Annotated in this window: 22 protein-coding genes; 9 read left to right on the top strand and 13 right to left on the bottom strand. The window is 34.6% G+C overall.

From position 1 onward, the window contains the following. The first annotated feature begins 9 nt into the window (after positions 1–9). Positions 10–726: a DedA family protein gene (locus AB4Y90_RS02285; protein ID WP_441555672.1), complete on the top strand. Its 717-nt coding sequence runs from the start codon at positions 10–12 to the stop codon at positions 724–726. 516 nt (positions 727–1,242) lie between these two features. Here the strand turns inward: AB4Y90_RS02285 and AB4Y90_RS02280 are convergent. The 3 genes from AB4Y90_RS02280 to AB4Y90_RS02270 form a co-directional block, all read right to left on the bottom strand. Beyond that, positions 1,243–2,106, bottom strand: coding sequence for an alpha/beta hydrolase (locus AB4Y90_RS02280; RefSeq protein WP_441555671.1), 864 nt, complete (start codon positions 2,104–2,106; stop codon positions 1,243–1,245). A 66-nt stretch (positions 2,107–2,172) separates the two neighbouring features. Continuing rightward, positions 2,173–2,664, bottom strand: coding sequence for a hypothetical protein (locus AB4Y90_RS02275; protein WP_441555669.1), 492 nt, complete (start codon positions 2,662–2,664; stop codon positions 2,173–2,175). 17 nt (positions 2,665–2,681) lie between these two features. After that, positions 2,682–3,083 (bottom strand): hypothetical protein, encoded by a 402-nt coding sequence (locus tag AB4Y90_RS02270; protein WP_441555668.1) that lies wholly within the window; start codon positions 3,081–3,083, stop codon positions 2,682–2,684. Positions 3,084–3,237: 154 nt separating this feature from the next. Here AB4Y90_RS02270 and AB4Y90_RS02265 point away from each other — a divergent pair, with 154 nt between their 5' ends. Further along, on the top strand, positions 3,238–4,143 hold the full coding sequence (locus AB4Y90_RS02265; RefSeq protein ID WP_441555666.1) for a DUF808 domain-containing protein: 906 nt from the start codon (positions 3,238–3,240) through the stop codon (positions 4,141–4,143). A 57-nt stretch (positions 4,144–4,200) separates the two neighbouring features. Here the strand turns inward: AB4Y90_RS02265 and AB4Y90_RS02260 are convergent, their stop codons facing one another. Continuing rightward, a complete protein-coding gene (locus AB4Y90_RS02260) occupies positions 4,201–5,160 on the bottom strand; it encodes an alpha/beta fold hydrolase (protein ID WP_441555665.1) in 960 nt (319 codons plus the stop codon). A 31-nt stretch (positions 5,161–5,191) separates the two neighbouring features. Beyond that, positions 5,192–6,202, bottom strand: coding sequence for a cytochrome D1 domain-containing protein (locus AB4Y90_RS02255; RefSeq protein ID WP_441555664.1), 1,011 nt, complete (start codon positions 6,200–6,202; stop codon positions 5,192–5,194). A gap of 144 nt (positions 6,203–6,346) precedes the next feature. On the opposite strand from AB4Y90_RS02255, the gene AB4Y90_RS02250 reads away from it, so the two are divergent. After that, positions 6,347–6,664: an acyltransferase family protein gene (locus tag AB4Y90_RS02250; protein ID WP_441555663.1), complete on the top strand. Its 318-nt coding sequence runs from the start codon at positions 6,347–6,349 to the stop codon at positions 6,662–6,664. Between the two features lie 8 nt (positions 6,665–6,672). Further along, on the top strand, positions 6,673–7,155 hold the full coding sequence (locus AB4Y90_RS02245) for a hypothetical protein (protein ID WP_441555661.1): 483 nt from the start codon (positions 6,673–6,675) through the stop codon (positions 7,153–7,155). Positions 7,156–7,215: 60 nt separating this feature from the next. On the opposite strand, the gene AB4Y90_RS02240 is transcribed toward AB4Y90_RS02245, so the two are convergent. From AB4Y90_RS02240 to proS, 6 genes are all read right to left on the bottom strand, one after another. Beyond that, positions 7,216–7,566, bottom strand: a complete 351-nt coding sequence (locus AB4Y90_RS02240) for a prevent-host-death protein (RefSeq protein ID WP_441555660.1) — start codon at positions 7,564–7,566, stop codon at positions 7,216–7,218. Positions 7,567–7,670: 104 nt separating this feature from the next. Beyond that, positions 7,671–8,789: a molecular chaperone DnaJ gene (gene dnaJ, locus AB4Y90_RS02235; RefSeq protein ID WP_441555659.1), complete on the bottom strand. Its 1,119-nt coding sequence runs from the start codon at positions 8,787–8,789 to the stop codon at positions 7,671–7,673. A gap of 102 nt (positions 8,790–8,891) precedes the next feature. Then, positions 8,892–9,428: a nucleotide exchange factor GrpE gene (locus tag AB4Y90_RS02230; protein ID WP_441555657.1), complete on the bottom strand. Its 537-nt coding sequence runs from the start codon at positions 9,426–9,428 to the stop codon at positions 8,892–8,894. Positions 9,429–9,820: 392 nt separating this feature from the next. Next, positions 9,821–11,158 (bottom strand): Nramp family divalent metal transporter, encoded by a 1,338-nt coding sequence (locus tag AB4Y90_RS02225; protein WP_441555655.1) that lies wholly within the window; start codon positions 11,156–11,158, stop codon positions 9,821–9,823. Positions 11,159–11,267: 109 nt separating this feature from the next. After that, the gene (locus tag AB4Y90_RS02220; RefSeq protein WP_441555653.1) at positions 11,268–12,563 is read right to left on the bottom strand and encodes a DUF937 domain-containing protein; all 1,296 of its coding nucleotides are present in this window, start codon (positions 12,561–12,563) and stop codon (positions 11,268–11,270) included. Positions 12,564–12,688: 125 nt separating this feature from the next. Further along, positions 12,689–14,164, bottom strand: coding sequence for a proline--tRNA ligase (gene proS, locus AB4Y90_RS02215; RefSeq protein ID WP_441555651.1), 1,476 nt, complete (start codon positions 14,162–14,164; stop codon positions 12,689–12,691). A gap of 146 nt (positions 14,165–14,310) precedes the next feature. Between proS and AB4Y90_RS02210 the strand changes: the two genes are divergently transcribed. After that, positions 14,311–15,411, top strand: coding sequence for a prolyl-tRNA synthetase (locus tag AB4Y90_RS02210; RefSeq protein WP_441555648.1), 1,101 nt, complete (start codon positions 14,311–14,313; stop codon positions 15,409–15,411). A gap of 30 nt (positions 15,412–15,441) precedes the next feature. Beyond that, entirely contained in the window at positions 15,442–16,869 is a 1,428-nt protein-coding gene (locus tag AB4Y90_RS02205) for an OmpP1/FadL family transporter (protein WP_441555646.1), read from the top strand. A gap of 142 nt (positions 16,870–17,011) precedes the next feature. On the opposite strand, the gene AB4Y90_RS02200 is transcribed toward AB4Y90_RS02205, so the two are convergent. Further along, the gene (locus AB4Y90_RS02200) at positions 17,012–17,728 is read right to left on the bottom strand and encodes a ZIP family metal transporter (RefSeq protein WP_441555644.1); all 717 of its coding nucleotides are present in this window, start codon (positions 17,726–17,728) and stop codon (positions 17,012–17,014) included. Then, positions 17,728–18,453, bottom strand: coding sequence for a class I SAM-dependent methyltransferase (locus tag AB4Y90_RS02195; RefSeq protein ID WP_441555643.1), 726 nt, complete (start codon positions 18,451–18,453; stop codon positions 17,728–17,730). Before AB4Y90_RS02195 ends, AB4Y90_RS02200 begins: the two co-directional genes overlap by 1 nt. Positions 18,454–18,575: 122 nt before the next feature. Between AB4Y90_RS02195 and AB4Y90_RS02190 the strand changes: the two genes are divergently transcribed. The 3 genes from AB4Y90_RS02190 to AB4Y90_RS02180 all read left to right on the top strand — a co-directional run bounded on the left by AB4Y90_RS02190 (position 18,576) and on the right by AB4Y90_RS02180 (position 21,215). Next, complete coding sequence (locus tag AB4Y90_RS02190) at positions 18,576–19,745, top strand: THUMP domain-containing class I SAM-dependent RNA methyltransferase (RefSeq protein WP_441555641.1); 1,170 nt, start codon at positions 18,576–18,578, stop codon at positions 19,743–19,745. Positions 19,746–19,748: 3 nt separating this feature from the next. Next, a complete protein-coding gene (locus AB4Y90_RS02185; protein ID WP_441555639.1) occupies positions 19,749–20,141 on the top strand; it encodes a branched-chain amino acid ABC transporter substrate-binding protein in 393 nt (130 codons plus the stop codon). A gap of 69 nt (positions 20,142–20,210) precedes the next feature. Further along, positions 20,211–21,215 (top strand): glycosyltransferase, encoded by a 1,005-nt coding sequence (locus AB4Y90_RS02180; RefSeq protein ID WP_441555638.1) that lies wholly within the window; start codon positions 20,211–20,213, stop codon positions 21,213–21,215. The last annotated feature ends 106 nt before the right edge of the window (positions 21,216–21,321 follow it).

The following is a 21,321-nucleotide window of genomic DNA, read 5'->3' as shown; positions in this document are numbered from 1 at the left end:
TCATTATATATGGAAGAATTCAATAGCTGGAGAGATTTATTAAACCCTGAGTTTTATATCAACATGGGTGGTTTTTGGGTGATATTGTTTATCATATTTGCCGAAACAGGTTTGTTTGTGGGGTTTTTCCTTCCGGGAGATTCGCTGCTTTTTGTTTCAGGAATTTATGCGGTAGACATTATTTCTAAAACATTCGGTTCTACAGGAAGTGACTTTTTAGATACAACCATTCTGGCAAGTGCAGTAGCTTTTGCCGCAATTGTGGGTAATCAGGTAGGGTATTGGTTCGGAAGCAAGACCGGTCCTGCTTTATACAAGAAAAAAGACACCATGCTTTTCAAGAAAAAGTATCTTTATCAGGCACACGATTTTTTTGAAAAAAACGGAGCCTTAGCAATTATTATGGCAAGATTTTTACCCGTGGTAAGAACTTTTATGCCGATTGTTGCAGGTATCGTAAAGATGGATAAGAAAGCGTTCTTCAGAGATAATATTATCGGAGGTGTTCTTTGGTCTTTCAGTTTGATTTTTGCGGGGCATTATTTGGATAAATTATTCCTGGATCAGTTTGGCATTAACCTGAAAGAAAAGCTTGAGTTTATCATTATTGTGATCGTTCTGATTACGACTGTTCCTGTTGTTCTGAAATTTATGTTTGGAGCGCCAAAAGAAAATCCGAAACTGGAAGATGAGGTTTTGGAAGATTTGATTGACAAAGAAAAATAATCAATTTAAAAATATAGAAATAGCCTGCAGTTTTTGCGGGTTATTTTTTTACTTAATAGTTTAATATAATTTTTTATTGATTTTTGCTACAGTTTGCTTTCTTAACGCGCAAAGTTCTATTTACAATAATCTTGATTTTTAGAGAGCAAAGAATTGCGACAAGTCGCTGATTAAGCTAGCTTCAAAAAATCAATTTCATTGATTCATTCTTTGTTTCCTCAACTTTACGGTATATTGCTCAAATCTTTGCATGGAAAATTTCAGATATATTTTTTAACGCAAAGTTTAATTTATAATCTTGATTTTTAGAGAGCAAAGAATTGCGACAAGTCTCTGATTAAGCGAGCTTCAAAAAATCAATTTCATTGATTCATTCTTTGTTTCCTCAACTTTACGGCATATTGCTTAAATCTTTGYGTTATTAAAAAAATAAATTTAAAGAATATTATAAAGAAAAATCTGCTAAACCAGCATAATCTGCGAGAGTAATAACTAAATAAAACTAGAAAAATAATGTTACTTAATTCTGATCCAATCAAGAATATTCGGATAAATAATGCTGTCTCTTTTTTTCTTGTTGAAAAACCTTGGAGCATGCCCTGTTTTATCCATAAAGACTAATTTATGCGGAATATCCATTTTTGTTAAAACAGAATCTAATGCTAAACCTTGTTTCTGATTTACCAGAAAATCCTGATTTCCCTGAAATAAAAGCGTCGGAACATTCGATACATTCGCAATCGGACTTGCCTTTTGAAAATCTTCAGACAGATTTTTGCGATTAAATTTAGTTCCAACCATTTTTTGAATGGTTCCAGAAGTATATTTTGAATAAAAAGATTTTAAATATTCATCAGAATAAAAATCTGTCGGCCCGCTCAGGGAAATGATCTTTTTGATTTTATCAGGATTTTGGTATCCGTAAAGCAATGCTAAATGACCTCCTGCACTTTCACCTAAAAGAGTGTAATTGTTGGGAAGAAGCTCTGCTTTTTCAGAAAGCGCATTAAATTTTTCAATCACAGAATTGATGTCTTCCAATTGATCTTTGTACGTAAAATGTTTTGAAACCAAACGGTAATTCATACTAATGCTCGGAATGTTATTTTCGAAAAGCATCTTCTGAATCTTAATCATATGTTCTTTTCTGCCGTATTTCCAGGCGCCGCCGTGAACGATCAAAATAATCGGAGAATTTTTCGGATAATCTGCCGGAAGAAAAACATCCATTTTCTGGCGTTTGTGTTCGCCATATTTCAGATTATAAATTTTCTGACTGTCTTTTCCCACCCAAACCCTAAACTTAGAATTGCATGAATTTAGTATCAAACCAAGCAATCCTAAAACAAAGAAATGGTAATTGAGAATCAGCTTTTTCATAGAGTAAAGGTAATGAGAATTTGAATTTTAAGGATGATGAACTGATATGATTTTTATTCTTAAAAGCTATAAAAACGTGTAAGTATCACCATAACCGTTTTTACATTTTCTGAAAAATTCTTTTGGAATACCATTTTTAAAATTAATCTTCGATGAAACTTTTTGATCACAATCATTATTTTGATTTTCAAATATCAGTATCCCATTTTTTAATTTTTGAGGCAGCTCTGAAGTCATTGTTACATTATATTCTCCAATGTATTGATTAAGATCATTGAAAACTAAAATTCGATTTGTGGCTCTTTTCGACAATCCCCAAAGCCAAGTATAATTCATGATCTTATAAGTCTCTCCTTTTTTAGTTTTTACATTTCCTAAATATGTTAGATGGGTTTCCATACCGCCTTTTTCATTCCATTTTCCATAAACATATTTTTTACCAATGTTTGATTTTTGTAAAGTTTTTAATCTGATGTTATCATCATTTATTTGTGCCTTTGCAAATTGATGAAATGCGGTTAGAAAAGCGATGATGGACATTCTTTTTATTAAATTCAAATATAATTTATACATTTTTATAATTCTTTAAAATATTTTTTTTGGTCTGTAAGATACTCCTTCGGAAAATAAATCCATCCAGACATATATTCACAATCAATATTAACTAAAGTCTTTTTGATGATTTTATTGTTTTCAATTAAGCGTACTTCATATTCAAATCCGCAAGGCATTATGTTGGATTTATATTTAAAAATCCATTGCTTTTTCATTTTGTTTAAAGCTTCAGGATCATCAATGTAAAATTTTTTGAAACCATCTAAGTTTTTACCAGCAATCGAATAGCATTCCATTTTATATTTTCCTGAAACCAGATCATAATCTTCAAAAAATGATATAGGTTCAGATAATTTTTCTCTGCAACTTGAAAGTATGGTAAGAAAAAATACAGCAATTAAAACTCTTGCGATTATTTTCATTTAAATAAAATTAAGTAAAAACTTTTCTAAATATAAAATTAGTCTTTAAATATGAACAATTATTCAGACAATTGAGATTTAAAAGTTCTTTGAAACCAAATTAAATCTATATTTTTGTAAGACTTAACGTTTATTAAAAAAATATTAAAACACTATGGCGTCTGGTTTTTTTGCGATTTTAGATGATATCGCTGCTTTGATGGATGATGTTGCTGTAACGAGTAAAATTGCAACCCAAAAAACAGCAGGTATTTTGGGTGATGATTTGGCGGTAAACGCAGAAAAAGCCACAGGTTTCCTTTCTTCAAGGGAAATTCCTGTATTGATGAAGATTATGAAAGGTTCCTTTATCAATAAGCTGATTATTGTTCCTTTTGTTTTCCTTCTAGAATGGCTGTATTCGCCTGCCATTAAAATTATCCTGATTATAGGTGGTTTTTATCTGGCTTATGAAGGTGTCGAAAAAATTGTTGAATTTCTATTTCACAGAGAAAAGAAAGGTCATGAAGTAATCAAAGAAGCAGATGATGTTGTAGAAGATGGCGAAGAAGCTGAGAAAACCAAGGTAAAATCTGCCATTACTACTGATTTTATTTTGTCTCTCGAGATTGTCATCATTGCATTGGCTGCAGCAAAAGACGGCTACGATGCTCTAAAATCTCAGTTTGATCCGTTTCTTGTAGAGATCGTGACGGTTTCTGTGGTTTCAATCATTGCAACAGTGGGTGTTTACGGAATTGTAGCACTGATCGTTAGAATGGATGATGCCGGTTTCAAATTGATTAAAAAAAGTAATGATAAAGGCTTTTTCGGTAAATTAGGACATCTGCTTGTAAAAGCGCTTCCTTTTGTGATAAAAGCTTTGGGAATCATCGGAACGATCGCATTGATCCTGGTTGCAGGCGGAATTTTCGATCATAATATCGATTATCTTCATCACGCACTACCAACCTGGAGCGAAATGCTGAAGCAGGTTCTTTTCGGTTTAGCAGGCGGATTGATTGCCCTATTTGTGATTACCGGAGGAAAGAAAATTTATGCTTTAGCAACAAAGAAATAATTGTTAGATATTAATAAAAAAATCCTGCTTCAATTTTTTTTGAGCAGGATTTTTATTTTATCTAAAGTTTACTTCCTTCAGCCATTTTTTTATTTCATAAAAACTTTGCGAAGCATTTTCTATCCAAGGAAAATGTCCAGCTTTTTCTATGAAAACCAATTTAGAATTGAGTAATGTTTTGTGAAGCTGTTCGGCAAACTCAGGCAAATTATTTGTGTCTGATTGGCCATTCAGAATCAGAGTTTTTGTTTTGATCTGAGAGAATTTTTTCTGTTGACCATAGTAATATTTCAATGCTTTTTCCAATTGAGGCATTTGCCCATTGATTGATTTTCTTCTTCCGGCTTTTGAAATTTCTTTAGTAATCAAAATTACTTTTTTTGAAGATTCTTCATCATAACACCACCATTTCAGAGGAGCTTCAGATAAATCTCTTCCGTCGGGAGCTTTTTCGGTTTTGTTGGCATACATATAATCCCAGTCTTTTACAACTTGCGAAAACCATTCAGATTCTTTTATTCTTTTGTTTTCAGATTCTTTTTTTCGTTTGTATATTTGTTCAGGAGGTGCAACTAAAGAAGTTCCGGTCAATATCATTCCTTCAACATGATTTGGATGCTTCAAACTGTAAAGCAAGGCGATACCGCTTTGATCTGAGTGTCCGAAAAACCATATTTTATCAATATTGAGTTTCTTTCTTAATTCTTCAATTTCCACAACACTTTTTTCAAGACTGTAATCTTCTATTTGGGCTGGAACTGCAGATTTTCCGGTTCCACGCGAATCATAATAGACCATTGTAAATTGTTTTTCTAATGGTTGCAGTGTTAGTTCATATCCTATTTTTCCTGAATTAGGATGTCCTACAAACATTACCGGACCATTTCCTTTTATAGTATAATTGATTTTGATTCCATCAATTTTTTCTATAAAATGTCCGTTTTTGAGATTTTGTGCTTGTATTAAAATTAAAAAAAATGTGTTGAAAGCGAGTAGGACTTTATATTTAAAATTCATAGGATTTAAAAATAAATTGTATTCAAAAGAATTACTGTATTTCTGCAACCGTCAATCCATCTGGTCTTCCTCCGATATCTAATTTCTGAATCACTTCCATTGTTTTTAAATCAATCACAGAAACCGAATTATTCGGCGTACACGAAATAAATAGCCTGTTTTTCTCTTTATCCATCAACATCGCTGCACCCTGTCCTGAACTAATTTTCTTAATCATTTTTCTTGTTTTTGAATCATAAAAAAGCAATTCTCCGGTTTTTACACTTACAATACATACATATTTTCCGTCGGGTGTGAACTTCATTCTGTGTAACCCTAAAACAGATGTATTGATTTCTTGAATTATTTTTCGTTTTTCTAAATCAATTATGATGATTGTTCCATCCGGTCTGGCTGTCCATAATTCTTTTCCGTCTGGTGAAACATCGAATCCTTCTGCACCTTTTCCTACTGTAATTAAAGTTTGAACCCAGTCCCATCTCGGTTTTGCGTTGGGCGGTAAAATCCCGGTTGGCGGAACGGTTGGCTGCAATAAGACGTGATCGAAAATACTCACTGTTCCCGAATCGATATTGGTGGTATAAAAATGTTCAGAATCAGGTGTTAAATATAAAAGATGAGTTGTATTTTGGCCTGTTCCCATCGACCATTCTAAAATATTTTCTTTTATATCATATCTTCCGACAGCTTTCGAGCCTTGTGCTGTAAACCATAATTTATCATCCCGAAAAGCTAAACCGTGAGAACCATACAAAGGTCTTGTATCGATGTTTTTTAACGGTTTAAATGTTTTTAAATCGATAACGTTGATTTCGTGTGAAGTTCCGTTGAGCGTATTGGCAACGTAAGCGGTTTTTCCGTCTGTTGAAGTAATAACTTCGTGAGGGTCATCGCCAACATTAATTTTAGTAATAATTTTAAGGCTGTTGTAATCTAAAACAACCATTTTTTTGTCGGTTTTTGATAAAGCTAAAATATATTTTTCCTGAGCGAAAATAAAGCTTGCTGTAAAAATGAGTAAGAAAATGTAAAGGTTTTTCATAAGTCTATGAGAAAGTTATCTCTTTAATAGATATGGTTTTCTCCGGATGGTTAAATGATTTTAACGAATACTGATTAAATTAATTATTTTTGCAAAAATTATGGAATCTGATGATCATTAAATCTGATTCGTTTTCAATGAATTATGGGTAGAAATTTATCAATTGATGTTTTAAAAATTATACTGGCATTTTTTGTCGTGTTTCTGCACATGAATTTTTTGAAAGAATCTTATCCCATGACGAGCTTTTTATTGGTAAACGGGCTTTTCAGAATTGCGGTTCCTGTTTTTTTAGTGATCACCGGATTTTATTTTTTACATATTGATGATGCGAAAAAACTTCGCAAATGGCTTTTCAGAACGTTTCTGCTGTATGCAATCTGGATGCTGATCTATATTTCTCACTGGAAAGATAATGAGCAGGTTTTACTGACTGTCATTTTCGGGTATCTGGCTATATAGTACAGGTTTTGGGAAATCTTCATTATTTAAGTGCTGAATCAGACTCGCTTTTGAACGATTATCTTTTGTACAGGAACTTCCTCTTTGTATGTTTTCCGTTTTTAACGACTGGCTTTTTAATTCATAAACACAAGATCGATATTTCAACATATAAATATTCGTCTCTGTTGGTGGTTTTATCAGTCTTAAGTGTCGTAGCAGAAGCATTTTTCAATTATAAATACATCAGTAGTGAAAGCACGGATATTTTGTTTTCTTTGATTTTTGCAAGCCCGTTGCTGTTTTTATATAGCCAGAAAATATACATTAAAAGCACCTCAAAAATTCTGGCGAGTTTTTCCACGGCTATTTACGTTGTGCATCCGCTCATTATGAAATCTGATTTTTATAAAGACATCAAATCGTTTAAAATCCTGATTTTCCTGTTAATTTTAATTCCTGTAAGCCTTGGTTTGGTTTACCTTAATAAGAAATTGAAATATTTGCTTTAGATTTTCATTATGATTGTTTAAAAAATAAAAAGACAACGAAAAATCGTTGCCCTTATATTATTAATTCATTTCATAATTCATAATGACCATTCTCAGGAAAAAATGCACAAAATCCTGTTCTGCATCTCGTCTGCTGATAAGTCTGTTTTTATAATCATAAGATTTAAAAACTTTTATTAATCTCAGATAGGTTTCAAGCTCTTCATCTTTAATTCTGATTTTTACGTGCCCGTCTTTTCTATTGATAATTTTGTCATCTAGAGTTCTTACTCTGAATAAAACATCGCATAATATAGGTTTGGCGCCACCATATCGCTCCACAATATTCACTTTGAATGCATCAAAAGTGATGGTATGGAAGATCAGTTTAGGTTGTGAGTCCGGTGTACGAAGTTCAAGCTTGTAGTTCATGAGTCTTTTTTTTCAATGTCCTTTTTAAAGGTATATATCAAATTAAATATTGCTGTAAATTTAAAAATAAAAGAGACTTTAAAAAGCCCCTTTTTAAATTTTTTTTAGTTGAATAGATCTTTTACTTTATCAAAGAAAGTTTTTTCTTTACCAGAGGGTTCTGCAACCATTTCGCCGCTGTTCATCTGTTTTTCAAAAAAGTCTTTTTGGTCTTTGGTAAGCTTCTGCGGTGTCCATACATTGATGTGGATAAACATGTCACCTTTGCCATAACTGTCGATACTTGGTAAACCTTTTCCGGCTAATCTTAAAATTTTTCCGGATTGTGTACCTGCATCAACGGTGATTTTTACTTTTCCGCCAACGGTAGGAATTTCTTTTTTGGTTCCCAAAGCAGCTTCAGCAAAAGAAACGTACAATTCCTGGTGAAGATTGTCGCCTTCTCTTTTGATCGTGCTGTCTACTTCTTCTTCCACAATCACCAAAAGATCTCCCGGAATTCCGCCAAATGGCGCATCATTTCCTTTTCCTCTTACATTGAGCTGGATGCCGTCTCTTGCACCTGCAGGAATATTGATTGTAATTTCTTCTTCGTCTTTTATTAAACCTTGCGCATTCGCTCCTGCAGGAATTTTATCGGCAACTTTACCAATTCCCTGACAGGTTCCGCAAGTGGTTTGCGTCTGCATTTGTCCGAACATGGTGTTCATCACCTTCATCTGRACTCCGGCTCCGTTACATGTAGGACAGGTTTTTGAAGTGGCTCCTTCCGCCATCTTCATTTTTTTTACTTTAAGAGTTTTCTGGGTTCCGTTTACCATCTCTTCAAGATTCAGCTTGATTCTGATTCTTAAATTAGAACCTTTCACCTGTTGACGGCCACCGCCACCACCAAATCCTCCGAAACCGCCACCTCCGAAAATATCTCCAAACTGGCTGAAAATATCTTCCATGTTCATACCGCCACCGAAGCCGCCTCCGCCAAAACCACCGGCTCCGCCTACTCCGGCGTGACCATATTGGTCGTAACGGGCTTTTTTATTATCGTCGCTTAATACTTCGTAAGCTTCTGCAGCTTCTTTAAATTTATCTTCAGCTTCCTTATCTCCAGGATTTTTATCCGGGTGATATTTGATAGCCATTTTTCGGTATGCTTTCTTTATTTCGTCGGCACTCGCAGATTTGCTGACCTCAAGAACCTCGTAATAATCTCTTTTTGACATGATATATTATAATTGATGATTGATAAATGATAATTGATGTTGTAAAATTTCTTAAGTGAAAATTGTCATCAATAATCACTGATCATTTATCATTAATGATTTTTAGTTTCCTGTTACAACTTTTGCAAAACGGATCACTTTATCTCCTAAGGTGTAGCCCGTTTCGATAACGTCTACAATTTTACCTTTCAGATCTTCTGAAGGTGCAGGAATTTGTGTAATCGCTTCATGGAAATCTACATTGAAGCTGTCTCCGGCTCTTACTTCCATTACTTTTAAACCTTTTTCGGTAAGCTTGCTTTTAAATTTGTTGTAAATAAGCTCAACCCCCTGAAGATCGGCTTCGTTACCATTTTTGGCAATTTCTTTCAGAGCTCTTTCAAAATCATCCAAAACGCCCAACATAGAAACCATCATTTCCTGGTTGGCGTAGGTAAAAAATTCCATTTTCTCTTTGGATGTTCTTTTTTTATAATTTTCAAACTCAGCATAAAGTCTGATGTAACGGTCTTTTTCTACTGCCAAAAGTTCTTCCGGAGTAGGCATTTCTGTCACATTTTCTTCAGCTGTTTCCTGAGCTTCGTTGATGTTTTCTTCCTGATTATTGATATTTTCTTCGTTGATATCCTGATTTTCCATATTTCAATAACTTTTTACAAAGTTGTTTCACAAACATTCTGCCAAAGAAAAAAGAATGACATTTAGGCAGAGTTTGTTGTTGGTTATTGGTTATTAGTAATTAGTAATTAGTAATTAGTAATTGGGATTGTTGACGATTGAGTTTTTATATAATGTTTTTGTTTTAATAATGACGTATTAATTCCCCTCCTTTGGAGGGGTGGATTAATTTTCAGAGAAAATTAAGACGGGGTGGTAAAATAATAAGATTTATAAAAATAATCTTCCATTCAAAAACAGACCCTCATTTTTTTTGAAAGCCCAATCTCTTAGCCCCGATTGCAGTGAAAATCCTTTTTTGAAAAAAAAGATTGTAACGAAAAGCGGGAAAAAGCTCCTTAAAAAAATACAAATTATTCTCCAAAAAATGTTTGAAACAAAAGATAAAGATTAAGAATGATGATAATGATGGAAATAATCCAGACACAGATTTTTAAAAACGGTTTGTTGACAAATTCTCCCATTTTTGCCTTATCGTTAGTGAAAAGAACCAATGGAACCACAGCAAAACTTAATTGCATCGACAAAATAACCTGGCTTAAAACTAAAAGATCTGTCGTTCCCTGTTCGCCATAAATAACAGTCACAATCAAYGCAGGAATTACGGCAATGAGTCGGGTAATTAATCTTCTGAGCCAAGGTTTTAATCTGATATTTAAAAAACCTTCCATTACAATTTGTCCGGCAAGCGTTCCTGTTAATGTAGAGTTTTGTCCGGAAGCTAAAAGTGCAATTGCAAAAGCGATACTTGCCATAGAAGCTCCTAAAATTGGAGTCAGCATTTTATATGCGTCATGAATGTCTGCAATGTGCTGATTTCCCGTGGTGTGAAAAGTTGCTGCAGCTAAAATTAAAATGGCTGCATTAATGAAAAAAGCAAGCAATAATGAAATCGTACTATCAAGTGTAGCAAATTTTATGGCTTCTTTTTTTCCTTCTGTATCTCTTTTGTAATCACGGGTTTGTACAATACTGCTGTGTAAATAGAGATTGTGAGGCATTACGGTTGCGCCCAGAATTCCTATTCCGATGTAGAGCATTGCAGGATTGGTAATGATCTCTTTTTGTGGAATTAAACCGCCTAAAATAGCATTGATTTCAGGTTTTGAAATGATAATTTCATACCCAAAACAGACCAGAATAATAAACATTAATCCGGCAACTATACTTTCTATCCAGCGGAAACCCTTTGCCTGAAGTAATAAGATTATTAAAACATCAATTGTTGTAATCACAATTCCCCATGTTAGAGGAATCCCAAAAAGTAAGTTTAATGCGATTGCCGAACCGATAACTTCTGCCAAATCGCAGGCGGCGATGGCAATTTCACAAAATATCCAAAGAATAAAATTGGTAGTAGGTTTGAAATGATCTCTGCAAGCCTGAGCTAAATCTCTCTCTGCAACCACACCAAGCTTTACAGACAAATGCTGCAAAACCATTGCGAAAATATTTGAAATTAAAATTACGGAAAGTAGAGTATAGCCAAATTGAGCTCCGCCCGCAATATCGGTTGCCCAGTTTCCGGGATCCATGTAACCGACCGCAACCATTAATCCGGGACCTGCAAAGGCAAGATATTTTCTCCAAAAGCCTGATTTTTTAGGAATGGAAATAGAAGAGAATACTTCTGGTAATGAATGTGATGTTTTATCTTTTCGCCAAGCGTTTTTCATATTGAACTGTGTCATTGTTAGAAATGACTAACAAATTTAATTAAATAAATGAAATTAAAGTGAAGTTAATGTAAAAAATCCCGAAAATAATTTCCGGGATTGATTTCTTATATTTTGAAAGAGGCTATTTTGCAAATCTTACAGACATTTTTCTGTCAACGGCTCTTTCTTCGTTAGATGCTGATGCATCAACTGTGGCAAATTCACTTCCGTATCCATCTGCTGCAATAACTTGTGATCCAACACCTTGTTTTGTCAACCAATCTTTGATGAAGTTGGCTCTGTCTGTAGAAAGTTTTAAGTTTTTAGCTTCGTCACCGGTTTTGTCTGTGTAGCCGCCGATCTTAATTTTTGCATCAGGATAAGCTTTTAAAATAGCAACAAGGTTTTGCAACTGTCCTTCAGAACCTGCTTCTAAAGCATTTGAGCTATTGATCTTAAAATTAACATGGTCAAAATCATACCATGAGTCTTTTAAAGCAGAATCGTCTTTAGCGTTTTTGTAACCATCAGATTGTAAGAATCTTATCATCTGGTCTTCCATTCCACCTTTATAACCTTTCAAAGCTGTTCCGTTCAGATCGATATCTTCGTCAACTTTAGTGGTTGCCATTGTTGTGGTGTCATTTTGTGTCGACATAGTATCATTGACAGTATTTAAGCTGTCACCTGAAACGGTAGTTGTCGTGGTAGTTTCTTTTTTCTCACACTGCTTCCATAAAAAATATCCGGCTGCAATTAATAATAATAAAGGTAAAAGCCATTTCCAGATCGATCCGCCTTCTGAAGATGTTGGTCTGTCGGGAAAAGTTCCGCCATCTGCAACGCTTCTTGTTACTTCAACTTTTGGTTCTTCGTGTGTTACAGGTTTTATTTCGTCCTGATCATTGTCAAATTCATATCGTTTTGCCCAATCGCCCACGTTTAACGAGGCTAATGAAAGTCCTGCCGGTAAAAGTGTAGAAACAACTCCTTTCTGATCATTTAGCAAAGATGAAATTCCGGATCGATCTAAATTATTGTCTGCAGCATATTTTCCTATAGAACCTACTGTTGCACCGGTTACTAAATTTAATAAAGAAGATGAAGAGTTGTTGCTGATTCCTGCATAAGTTGCAATGGTATTGATAATTCCGCTCAGCTTATCCCCAAAAATCGAGGTAAGCAATCCAGAAATCATAGAATTATCTGCTCCGGTATCTGATAGATTCCCCAAAAAGCCTTCTGAGGAAGCATTGGAGATAGAATCCAATACCGCAGTATTGTCAGAATTGTTGGCTAATCCGCCTACAATCACCGGAAGTAAACCAGAAATGGCTTTAGAAGTTCCGGCTTCACTTTCTCCAAGTTGCGATGCAGCCTGAGAAACAAATGCAGAACCAAGCTGCCCCTTGATAAAATCAATGATGTTTAATGACATATTAAATAATTTTGAAGTTAATGTTAGATAAATTTAAACAAAAATCTATCCAAAATATAAGTTTCAAAAAAAATCTGCAAAAACTCTTAGAATTTTTGCAGATTTAATAATTATTATACCAGGTTTTAATATGCTTTCGCAAATAAAACTCTTCTTTTCGATGGTTTACCAGAAATCATTGAAACCCCTTCTTCTACATCATCATCTAAAGGAATACATCTGATAGTAGCTTTGGTTTCTTCTTTAATCTGTTCTTCTTCTTCAGCAGTTCCGTCCCAATGCGCATAGATAAATCCTGGCTTTTCTTCTAAAACTTTTTTAAACTCATCATAAGAATCTACTTTTGTTAAATTATCTTTTCTGAAATTTAAAGCTTTGGTATATAGATCCTGCTGAATAGTTTTCAATAAATCTTCAATGTAAGAATCTAAGCCTTCCAACGGACGGGTTTCTTTTGTAAGATTGTCTCTTCTTGCAATTTCCACAGATTTATTTTCTAAATCTCTAGGTCCCATCGCAATTCTCAACGGAACACCTTTCAATTCGTATTCTGCAAATTTCCAGCCTGGTTTGTTTTGAGTATCGTTATCAAATTTTACTGAAATTCCTTTCAGTTTTAATTTATTCTGAATATCTAATGCTACCTCACTGATTTGGTTTAACTGCTCTTCTCCTTTAAAAATAGGAACAATTACCACCTGAATTGGGGCTAAAGTTGGAGGAAGTACCAAACCAAGATCATCAGAATGGGTCATAATTAAAGCACCCATCAAACGGGTAGAAGTTCCCCACGAGGTTGCCCAAGCGTGTTCTATTTTTCCTTCTTTGTTGGTGAATTTCACATCGAATGCTTTTGCAAAATTCTGACCTAAAAAGTGCGAAGTTCCCGCCTGAAGTGCTTTTCCGTCCTGCATTAATGCTTCAATACAATAGGTTTCATCTGCTCCGGCAAATCTTTCTGAAGGTGTTTTCAGACCTTGTACAACCGGCATTGCCATAAAGTTTTCTGCAAAATCTGCATAGACTTTATTCATTTTTTCGGCTTCTTGAACTGCTTCGTCTTTGGTAGCATGAGCGGTGTGACCTTCCTGCCATAAAAATTCAGATGTTCGTAAAAATAAACGGGTTCTCATTTCCCAACGAACAACATTTGCCCATTGATTGATAAGAATCGGCAAGTCTCTGTATGACTGGATCCAGCCTTTATAAGTATTCCAGATAATAGCTTCAGAAGTAGGTCTTACGATAAGCTCTTCTTCTAATTTAGCTTCAGGATCTACAATAAGTTTTCCAGGATTATCAGGATCGTTTTTTAGTCTGTAATGTGTTACTACAGCACATTCTTTAGCAAAACCTTCAGCGTTTTTTTCTTCAGCTTCAAACAAGCTTTTGGGTACGAAAAGCGGGAAATAAGCATTAACGTGACCGGTTTCTTTGAACTTTTTGTCCATCTCATCACGCATTTTTTCCCAGATTGCATAGCCATATGGTTTGATAACCATAGAACCTCTCACCCCTGAGTTTTCAGCCAAATCAGCTTTCACAACCAATTCATTATACCATTTGCTGTAATCTTCGCTTCTTGAAGTTAATTTTGCCATTAATTTTTTTTTAATATTTTAACTTTTCTAAAATTATGTAATCTAAAAATAAAAATCTATTTTTGATAGATTTTTGTTACCAATAAGTTGGTATATTTTTGGTACAGACTGCAAATATAATTTAAATTAAAAATTTTTACATTATCATGAAAAGAAATATACATAAAAATTTACTTGGAATGCTAAAATCAAAAGGGGTTTTAGCAGTTGCAGGTGGGTTGCTGTTAATGTCTTGTGGCGCACAGATGGGTGGATACAGCGAGACCGATGGGGTGTATTACGACCCAAATAAAGATACTTTGCCTGAAGGTGTTATCATTGATGGTAATGAAGGAAACAGAGTAGGAGAATATTATGATTATTATCAGGATGATTCTAATCTTATTCAGAATGCTCAGATAAATGCTGCTCAACAAGACAACCGTTACAGTAACTGGAATAATTCTGATTGGAGTAATAATGCTACCGATTCTGACTGGGGTAATTTTGCCGGAAACGAAACCAACTACTACGATAACTCGTGGGGAATGATGGGTTGGGGTTGGGGCTCACCTTGGGGATGGGGCGGTTACGGAAATCCTTGGGGTTACGGTTGGGGCATAGGAATGTCTTTCGGCTGGGGTAATTCTTGGGGATGGGGAGGCTTCAATCCTTACTGGGGAATGGGCTGGAACTATGGCTGGAATAATTACTGGGGATACAATCCATATTGGGGTGGCTATTACGGAAATCCTTATTGGGGATGGGGTGGTTATGGTTATTATAACAGAGTTCCTTATGCAAGAAGCGGTGCAAACGGAAGATTTGGAACTTCAGGACCTGGAGTTTACAGACAAAATAACTCTGCTTTTAAAAACGCATATACTAACGGTTCAGGATTTAGAAATAGCAATTCAAGCATGAGATCCGGATCTTACAGACCTTCAAATATGAACAATGGAGGGTACAGAAATAATAACAATACCCGAGGTTACCGTAATCAAGGAATTTACCGTAATCAAAACAACGGTATGAGACCTAACATGAACAACGGAGTAAGACCTTCAAGACCTAACTATAACTACAATCAACAACAGTCTCAACCAAGATACAGAAATGAAAGTACAAGACCGAGCAATAACGGAAGCTTCAGATCTGGTGGTTTCAACTCAGGAAGTAGCAGTGGCGGTTTCAGAGGTGGCTCTTCCGGTGGAGGCGGTGGTATGAGATCCGGCGGAGGCGGTGGTTTCAGATCAGGTGGCAGATAAAACTAAACTTAATAACTATTAAAAAAAATAATGTTAAAAAAATCTTTAGTATTAATAGGTGTAACTGCAGCATTCTATTTGCAGGCTCAGGATATATCGGTGATAAGAAATTCTATCGATGTTTATTCAAACACGCCAATGGTAGGTTCATCAAAGTTTAATGCAATGGTGGGATCTAACGGAGCTTTGGGTGGCGATGCAACTTCGCTTCTTACAAACCCGGCTGGTTTAGGGGTTGCAATTGCAGGTGATGTTTCGGCAACTTTATCAGTTACAGGAAATAAAAATACAAGCTCTTTAGCAGGTTCTTCGGTTAATTATAATATTACCAAAACAAATATCGGAAACGTAGGAGGTGTTGCGACTTTTCAGCTGATGACAGAAACTCCTTGGAAATTTATAAATCTGGGAGCAAGCATTTCTACACAATCACTTGAAGACTACGTAGAAACTGCAGGCAATACCAATATTTCAATTCCTAAAAACCTTGTTGACGGTTCAGGAAATGCTGTAGTAGGAAATCTTGCTTATTTGGGACATGCGTATAACAGATACGGAACTCAAACTAAGTTTAACCTTGGTGTAGGTGCTAATTACAATAATGCATTATATCTTGGTGCAAGTATCAATATGCATTATGTTGATCTTGAGCAGTATGATAGCGCCAATTTTGGTTTAGACTTAGACAATACCATTTATTCTTTTGATAAACAATATACTCCGTTTTCAGAAAAATCAAACGGTTTTTCTGCGACTTTGGGGGTAATTGGTAAAATAACCAATCAGTTCAGATTAGGAGCTTCAATAGAATCTCCTACCTGGTGGAGCGTAGATAGAATATATTCAGACTATTATACCGGATCTGATGGACTGATCTATTATGATAATTTTGTAGAAGACAGAACTTTCAGATCGCCTATGAAAGCTACTTTAAGTGGTGCTTTTGTTCCTACTAAGAATTTTGCGATTAACGTAGATTACACTTTGGGATTGACGAAGCCTAAATATAAAGTTCAGGGTGAGGCGGAAAGCGAATTGAATTCTTTCTTTAGCGATACCTACAAAAATTTATCAGAAATAAAAATAGGGGCTGAATACAGAATTAAAGCCTTCAGAATAAGAGGAGGTTATTCTTATGCTTCAAGTCCGTTTGATAATATGACAATCAGTGCATTCGATAATAACGGAAATGCAGCAGATCGTAATTACAGCAACCTGATTTTAGGAGACCGAAATACAATCGGGGCAGGTATCGGATATGATTTTGGTAAATTCTTTATTGATGCAGCTTATCAAAACATTAGTTCAGAATATAAAAATCCTTTCCTGAGTGGTAACGAAAGCTACGGTACAGGATATTATTCAGGAGATTTTGATGTAGTAACTCCATATTCGGTGGTTTCTGATGTTAAAAACGTAAGAAATAATTTCTTCTTAACGGTAGGATGGAAATTCTAAAATAATATTTTAAAAACATAAAAAAAGGCTTCGGGAAATTTTCTCGAAGCCTTTTTATTAGTCTCATGAGTAGTTATTAATATTTCGTGCAATTGGGTGGCAAGAAAATTAGATAAATGATTTATTTGCTTTAAAATTTAGATTAATGATGATGTCCTGCATGTGAATGATCATGAAACAAATGCATCATTAAAGCTAACGAAACTCCCAAAATAACCAAACCTATTTTAGACCAGTTGATATTGTGATTTTTATTGCTTTCAAAAATAATGACTGAAGAAATATGAAGAAAAATTCCTCCTACAATCGCTAAAAAATAAGGTTGCCAATCTGGATTGAAATAATTTCCTAAAAGCATTCCGAGTGGCGATGCCAAAGCAAATAAAGCTACAATTAAAATTGAAGGATACGATGCTTTTGAACCTGTTCTGTTAAACAAAAACGCGCCCAGAATAAAGGAAATCGGAAGATTGTGAAATAAGATTCCCAACAAATAAGGTGAAAACGGATTCGTTTCATTTGCCAAAGGAATTCCTTCAATAAAAGCATGAATGAAAAGACCGACCATCAAAGCCATGGGAAGAATATTGTTTTCATTATGATGATGAAAATGCCCATGTTCGAAACCTTTCGTTAAAGCTTCAAGAATCATTTGGAGCAAAACTCCGCCAATGACGAAAATCCCCAAATTTCCAATGTCTGAAGTGTAAACCTGCGGAAAAACTTCATTCAGACAGATGGTTATTAAAAATCCGGCGCTTAAGATCAATAAATTTTTTGAAAATTTTTCTTTTTGCCCAAAATATTTACCGAGCAAAACTCCGGCAACGACGCTTAAAATAAGAAGAATGTAAATCATTATTTTTTCTTAAATAAATTGATACAACGCGGCGAAATATCTTTATCAAAATTATTCAATTGATAGTCTCCCCAGATTTTTATCCTTTCAAAACCGCTTTCTTCAGCATAGTTTTTAATGGTTTCTAAAGTGTGAAGCTTTACTTTTTCAAAAAAATGATGAGATTTTCCGTCTGCTTCAAACCTGATATCTTTTACAATATGTCTGCCTTCAATTTTCTTTGAAATTTTAAAATCAATTCCTTCTCTGCTGATAACGGTTTCCGGAACTAAGGTATTTCGTACAAACTCTTCGTTCAGATAATCCAATACAAAATAGCCGTCTTTTTTTATAGCATGACTAACCGATTTGAAAACCTTCCTGTCATCTTCTTCACGATCAAAATATCCGAAGCTTGTAAATAGATTAAAAACCGCATCTACAGGATCGTAGTCAATAGGATTTCGCATATCATGAACATCAAAAATCAACGTTTGGTTTTCAAATTGCTTGTTGTGTTCAATACTTTGTCTCGAAAGGTCTAAACCTAAAACATCATAACCCAATTTATTAAGAAAAACCGAATGTCTTCCCTTTCCACAAGCGAGATCAATGATTTTTGCTGATTGAGGAAGCTCTAGTTCTGACGTAAGTTTAGTAATGAAATTTTCAGCTTCTGTGTAATCTCTGTTGCTGTATAATAAGTGATAATAAGGGGTATCAAACCAAGATTCAAACCATTCCATTTTGCAAAAATAGTGTTTTTTGGCTGATGGTTCATTGTTGTTGGTTGATGGTTTTATTAATAATAATGATTTCTAACAACTATAAACTGACAACCAACAACTAAAATCGCTATTTTTGCAAAATGGATACAGAAAATCTAAAAATACAGATAAAAACATTCTTCGGATTGGAACCAATTCTTGCGGAAGAAATCAAAAAGTTAGGCGGAAGAAATGTAGAGTTAAAAAACCGTGCAGTAAACTGTGAAGGCGATTTAGGCTTTTTATATAAAATTAATTATTCTGCACGAACTGCCCTCAAAATCCTTATTCCGATTGTAGAATTTAAAGCGTTTAATGAAAGCAAATTTTACGATAAGCTTTTCAAATTTGAATGGGATGATTTTATGAGCGTAGATCAGACTTTTGCGATAGATTCAACTGTAAATTCTGAAAGATTCAAGCATTCTCAGTTTATGACTTTCAAAATGAAAGATGCGATTGTCGATTTTTTTCAAAACAGATACGGAAAAAGACCGAGCATCGAAACAAAATCTCCGGATATCAAATTTCATTTGCACATCGACAGAGAATTGGTAACGATTTCTTTAGATTCTTCAGGCGATCCTTTATTTAAAAGAGGTTATAGAAAAGAACAAGGTGAAGCGCCGATCAACGAAGTTTTGGCAAGCGGAATGCTGCAATTGGCAGGTTGGGACGGAAAAGGAAATTTCCTTGACCCGATGTGCGGTTCGGGAACGCTTTTGATTGAAGCGGCAATGATTGCTTTAGATCTTCCTGCACAGATTTTCAGAAGGAGATTTGCATTCCAGAACTGGAAAAATTATGACCACGAATTATTTTCAAAAATAAAAGAAGTTCGTGTAAACCGTGTGAAAGAATTTACAGGTAAAATTGTAGGTTACGATATTGATGCAAGAATGCTGAATGCAGCCAGAACGAATATAGAATCTGCCGAAATGGAAGACATCATCGAAGTAAGAAAGCAGAATTTCTTCGACTCCAAAAAAGATATGTTCCCGTTATTAATGGTTTTCAATCCGCCTTATGACGAGAGAATTTCGATTAATGATGATGATTTCTACAAAAAAGTTGGTGACACTTTCAAAACGAATTATCCGAATACTTTAGCCTGGCTGATTTCTTCAGATCTGGAAGCGGTAAAGAAAATAGGACTTCGACCTTCAAGAAAAATAAAGCTTTTCAACGGAAAGCTGGAAACAAGATTTTTGCAGTACGAAATGTATGAAGGAACGAAAAAAGTACATAAATTAGACGAAAACAAAAAATAAAATATGCCTTTTGATTGGTTTGATGGTTTAGATTTATTAGCAGACTTTCTGACTTTGGATTCTTCTAAAAAGTCAGGAAAAAATGCGAAAACTAAATATTCAAAAAAATCAAAATACACAACAGAATTATGGAGTGGAAGCTTTCTTGTGATCGCTTCCATTCTTTATTTCATCGTGTTTAAAAACCCTTTGCCGGAACTACATTTCACACAGACTTTACTTATTTGCGCTCTTATCGGTTTTGTTATTTCATTTGTCGTTTTTTTCGCGCTTTACCATCTCCAGCTTTTTTATTTTAAAAGTCTTCCTAAATTGCTTTTGTTCAGCATTTCTTTTATCCTGTTGATGATTTCAACGGTGTTGGTTGTTTATTTTAAATTCATTAATTCTATTTAAATAATCATAAATTGTTTTAAAATACATTGTGATTTCTTTTCAAATCTTTAATTTTGAAAAATTTTCAATTTGAAACCTACTATTTCCATCGTTGTTGCTATTTTTAACCGAAGAGACGAGCTTTTCGAACTTCTCAATTCACTCAATGCTCAGACTGATAAAGACTTTGAGGTGATTATTGTTGATGATGGTTCTCTCATAGATCTGAAACCTACGATTCATAATTTTGAAGAAATTTTAAACATAAGATATTTCAAAAAAACTAATTCAGGACCTGGTTTATCGAGGAATTACGGAGCAAAAAGAGCGGCAAATGACTGGCTGGTTTTTGTAGACAGCGATGTGATTGTAGAGAAAGATTATATTGAAAATATAAAAAATGATATTCTTACTATTCCGTGTGATGCTTTTGGTGGAGCCGATAAAGCGCACAAAGGTTTCAATCTGATGCAGAAAGCAATTTCCTATTCAATGACCTCCGTTTTTACAACAGGCGGAATCAGAGGAAGTAAAAAATCCGTTTCAAAATTTCAGCCGAGAAGCTTTAATATGGGTGTGAAAAAAGAAGTTTTCGAAAAAGTTGGCGGTTTTTCAGAGATGAGAATCGGTGAAGACCCGGATCTTTCAATGACGCTCTGGGAAAATGGTTTTACCACAGCTTTTTTTGATGATATTGCAGTGTATCACAAACGAAGAGTAGACTTTGGAAAATTCTCAAAGCAGGTTTATCAGTTTGGTTGTGCAAGACCGATTCTTAATCAGAGACACCCTAATTACGTAAAAATTTCTTTTGCGTTTCCTACGTTGTTTTTGTTGGGTTATGTTTTGGGGTTTATCGAATATTTTATTTTAGGAAAGGGTTTTGTTCTTTCTCTTTTCGGTTTGTACACGTTCATGGTGTTGATTCATGCTTTAATCGTGACTAAAAATATTGCCATTGCAGGAATGGCAGTTATCTCAACCTACATTCAGATGTTTTCTTACGGTTACGGGTTTTTAAAATCCTGGATTTTACTGAATGTTTTAAAAATGAAACCGGAGAATGCATTCCCGAAACATTTTCATAAAGTTTAATTTTACCACGAAAGTTTTTTCATATTATTTATTTCAGTGAACTTTTTTTGACGCAAAGATTTTTATTAAAACGTTGATATTTAGAAAGCAAAGGCAAATAAATTTG

The organism is Chryseobacterium sp. 2TAF14 (assembly GCF_052115105.1).
Lineage (GTDB): Bacteria > Bacteroidota > Bacteroidia > Flavobacteriales > Weeksellaceae > Chryseobacterium.
Note: the sequence above shows the minus strand (reverse complement) of the source record. Positions and strands in the feature narration are given on the sequence as shown.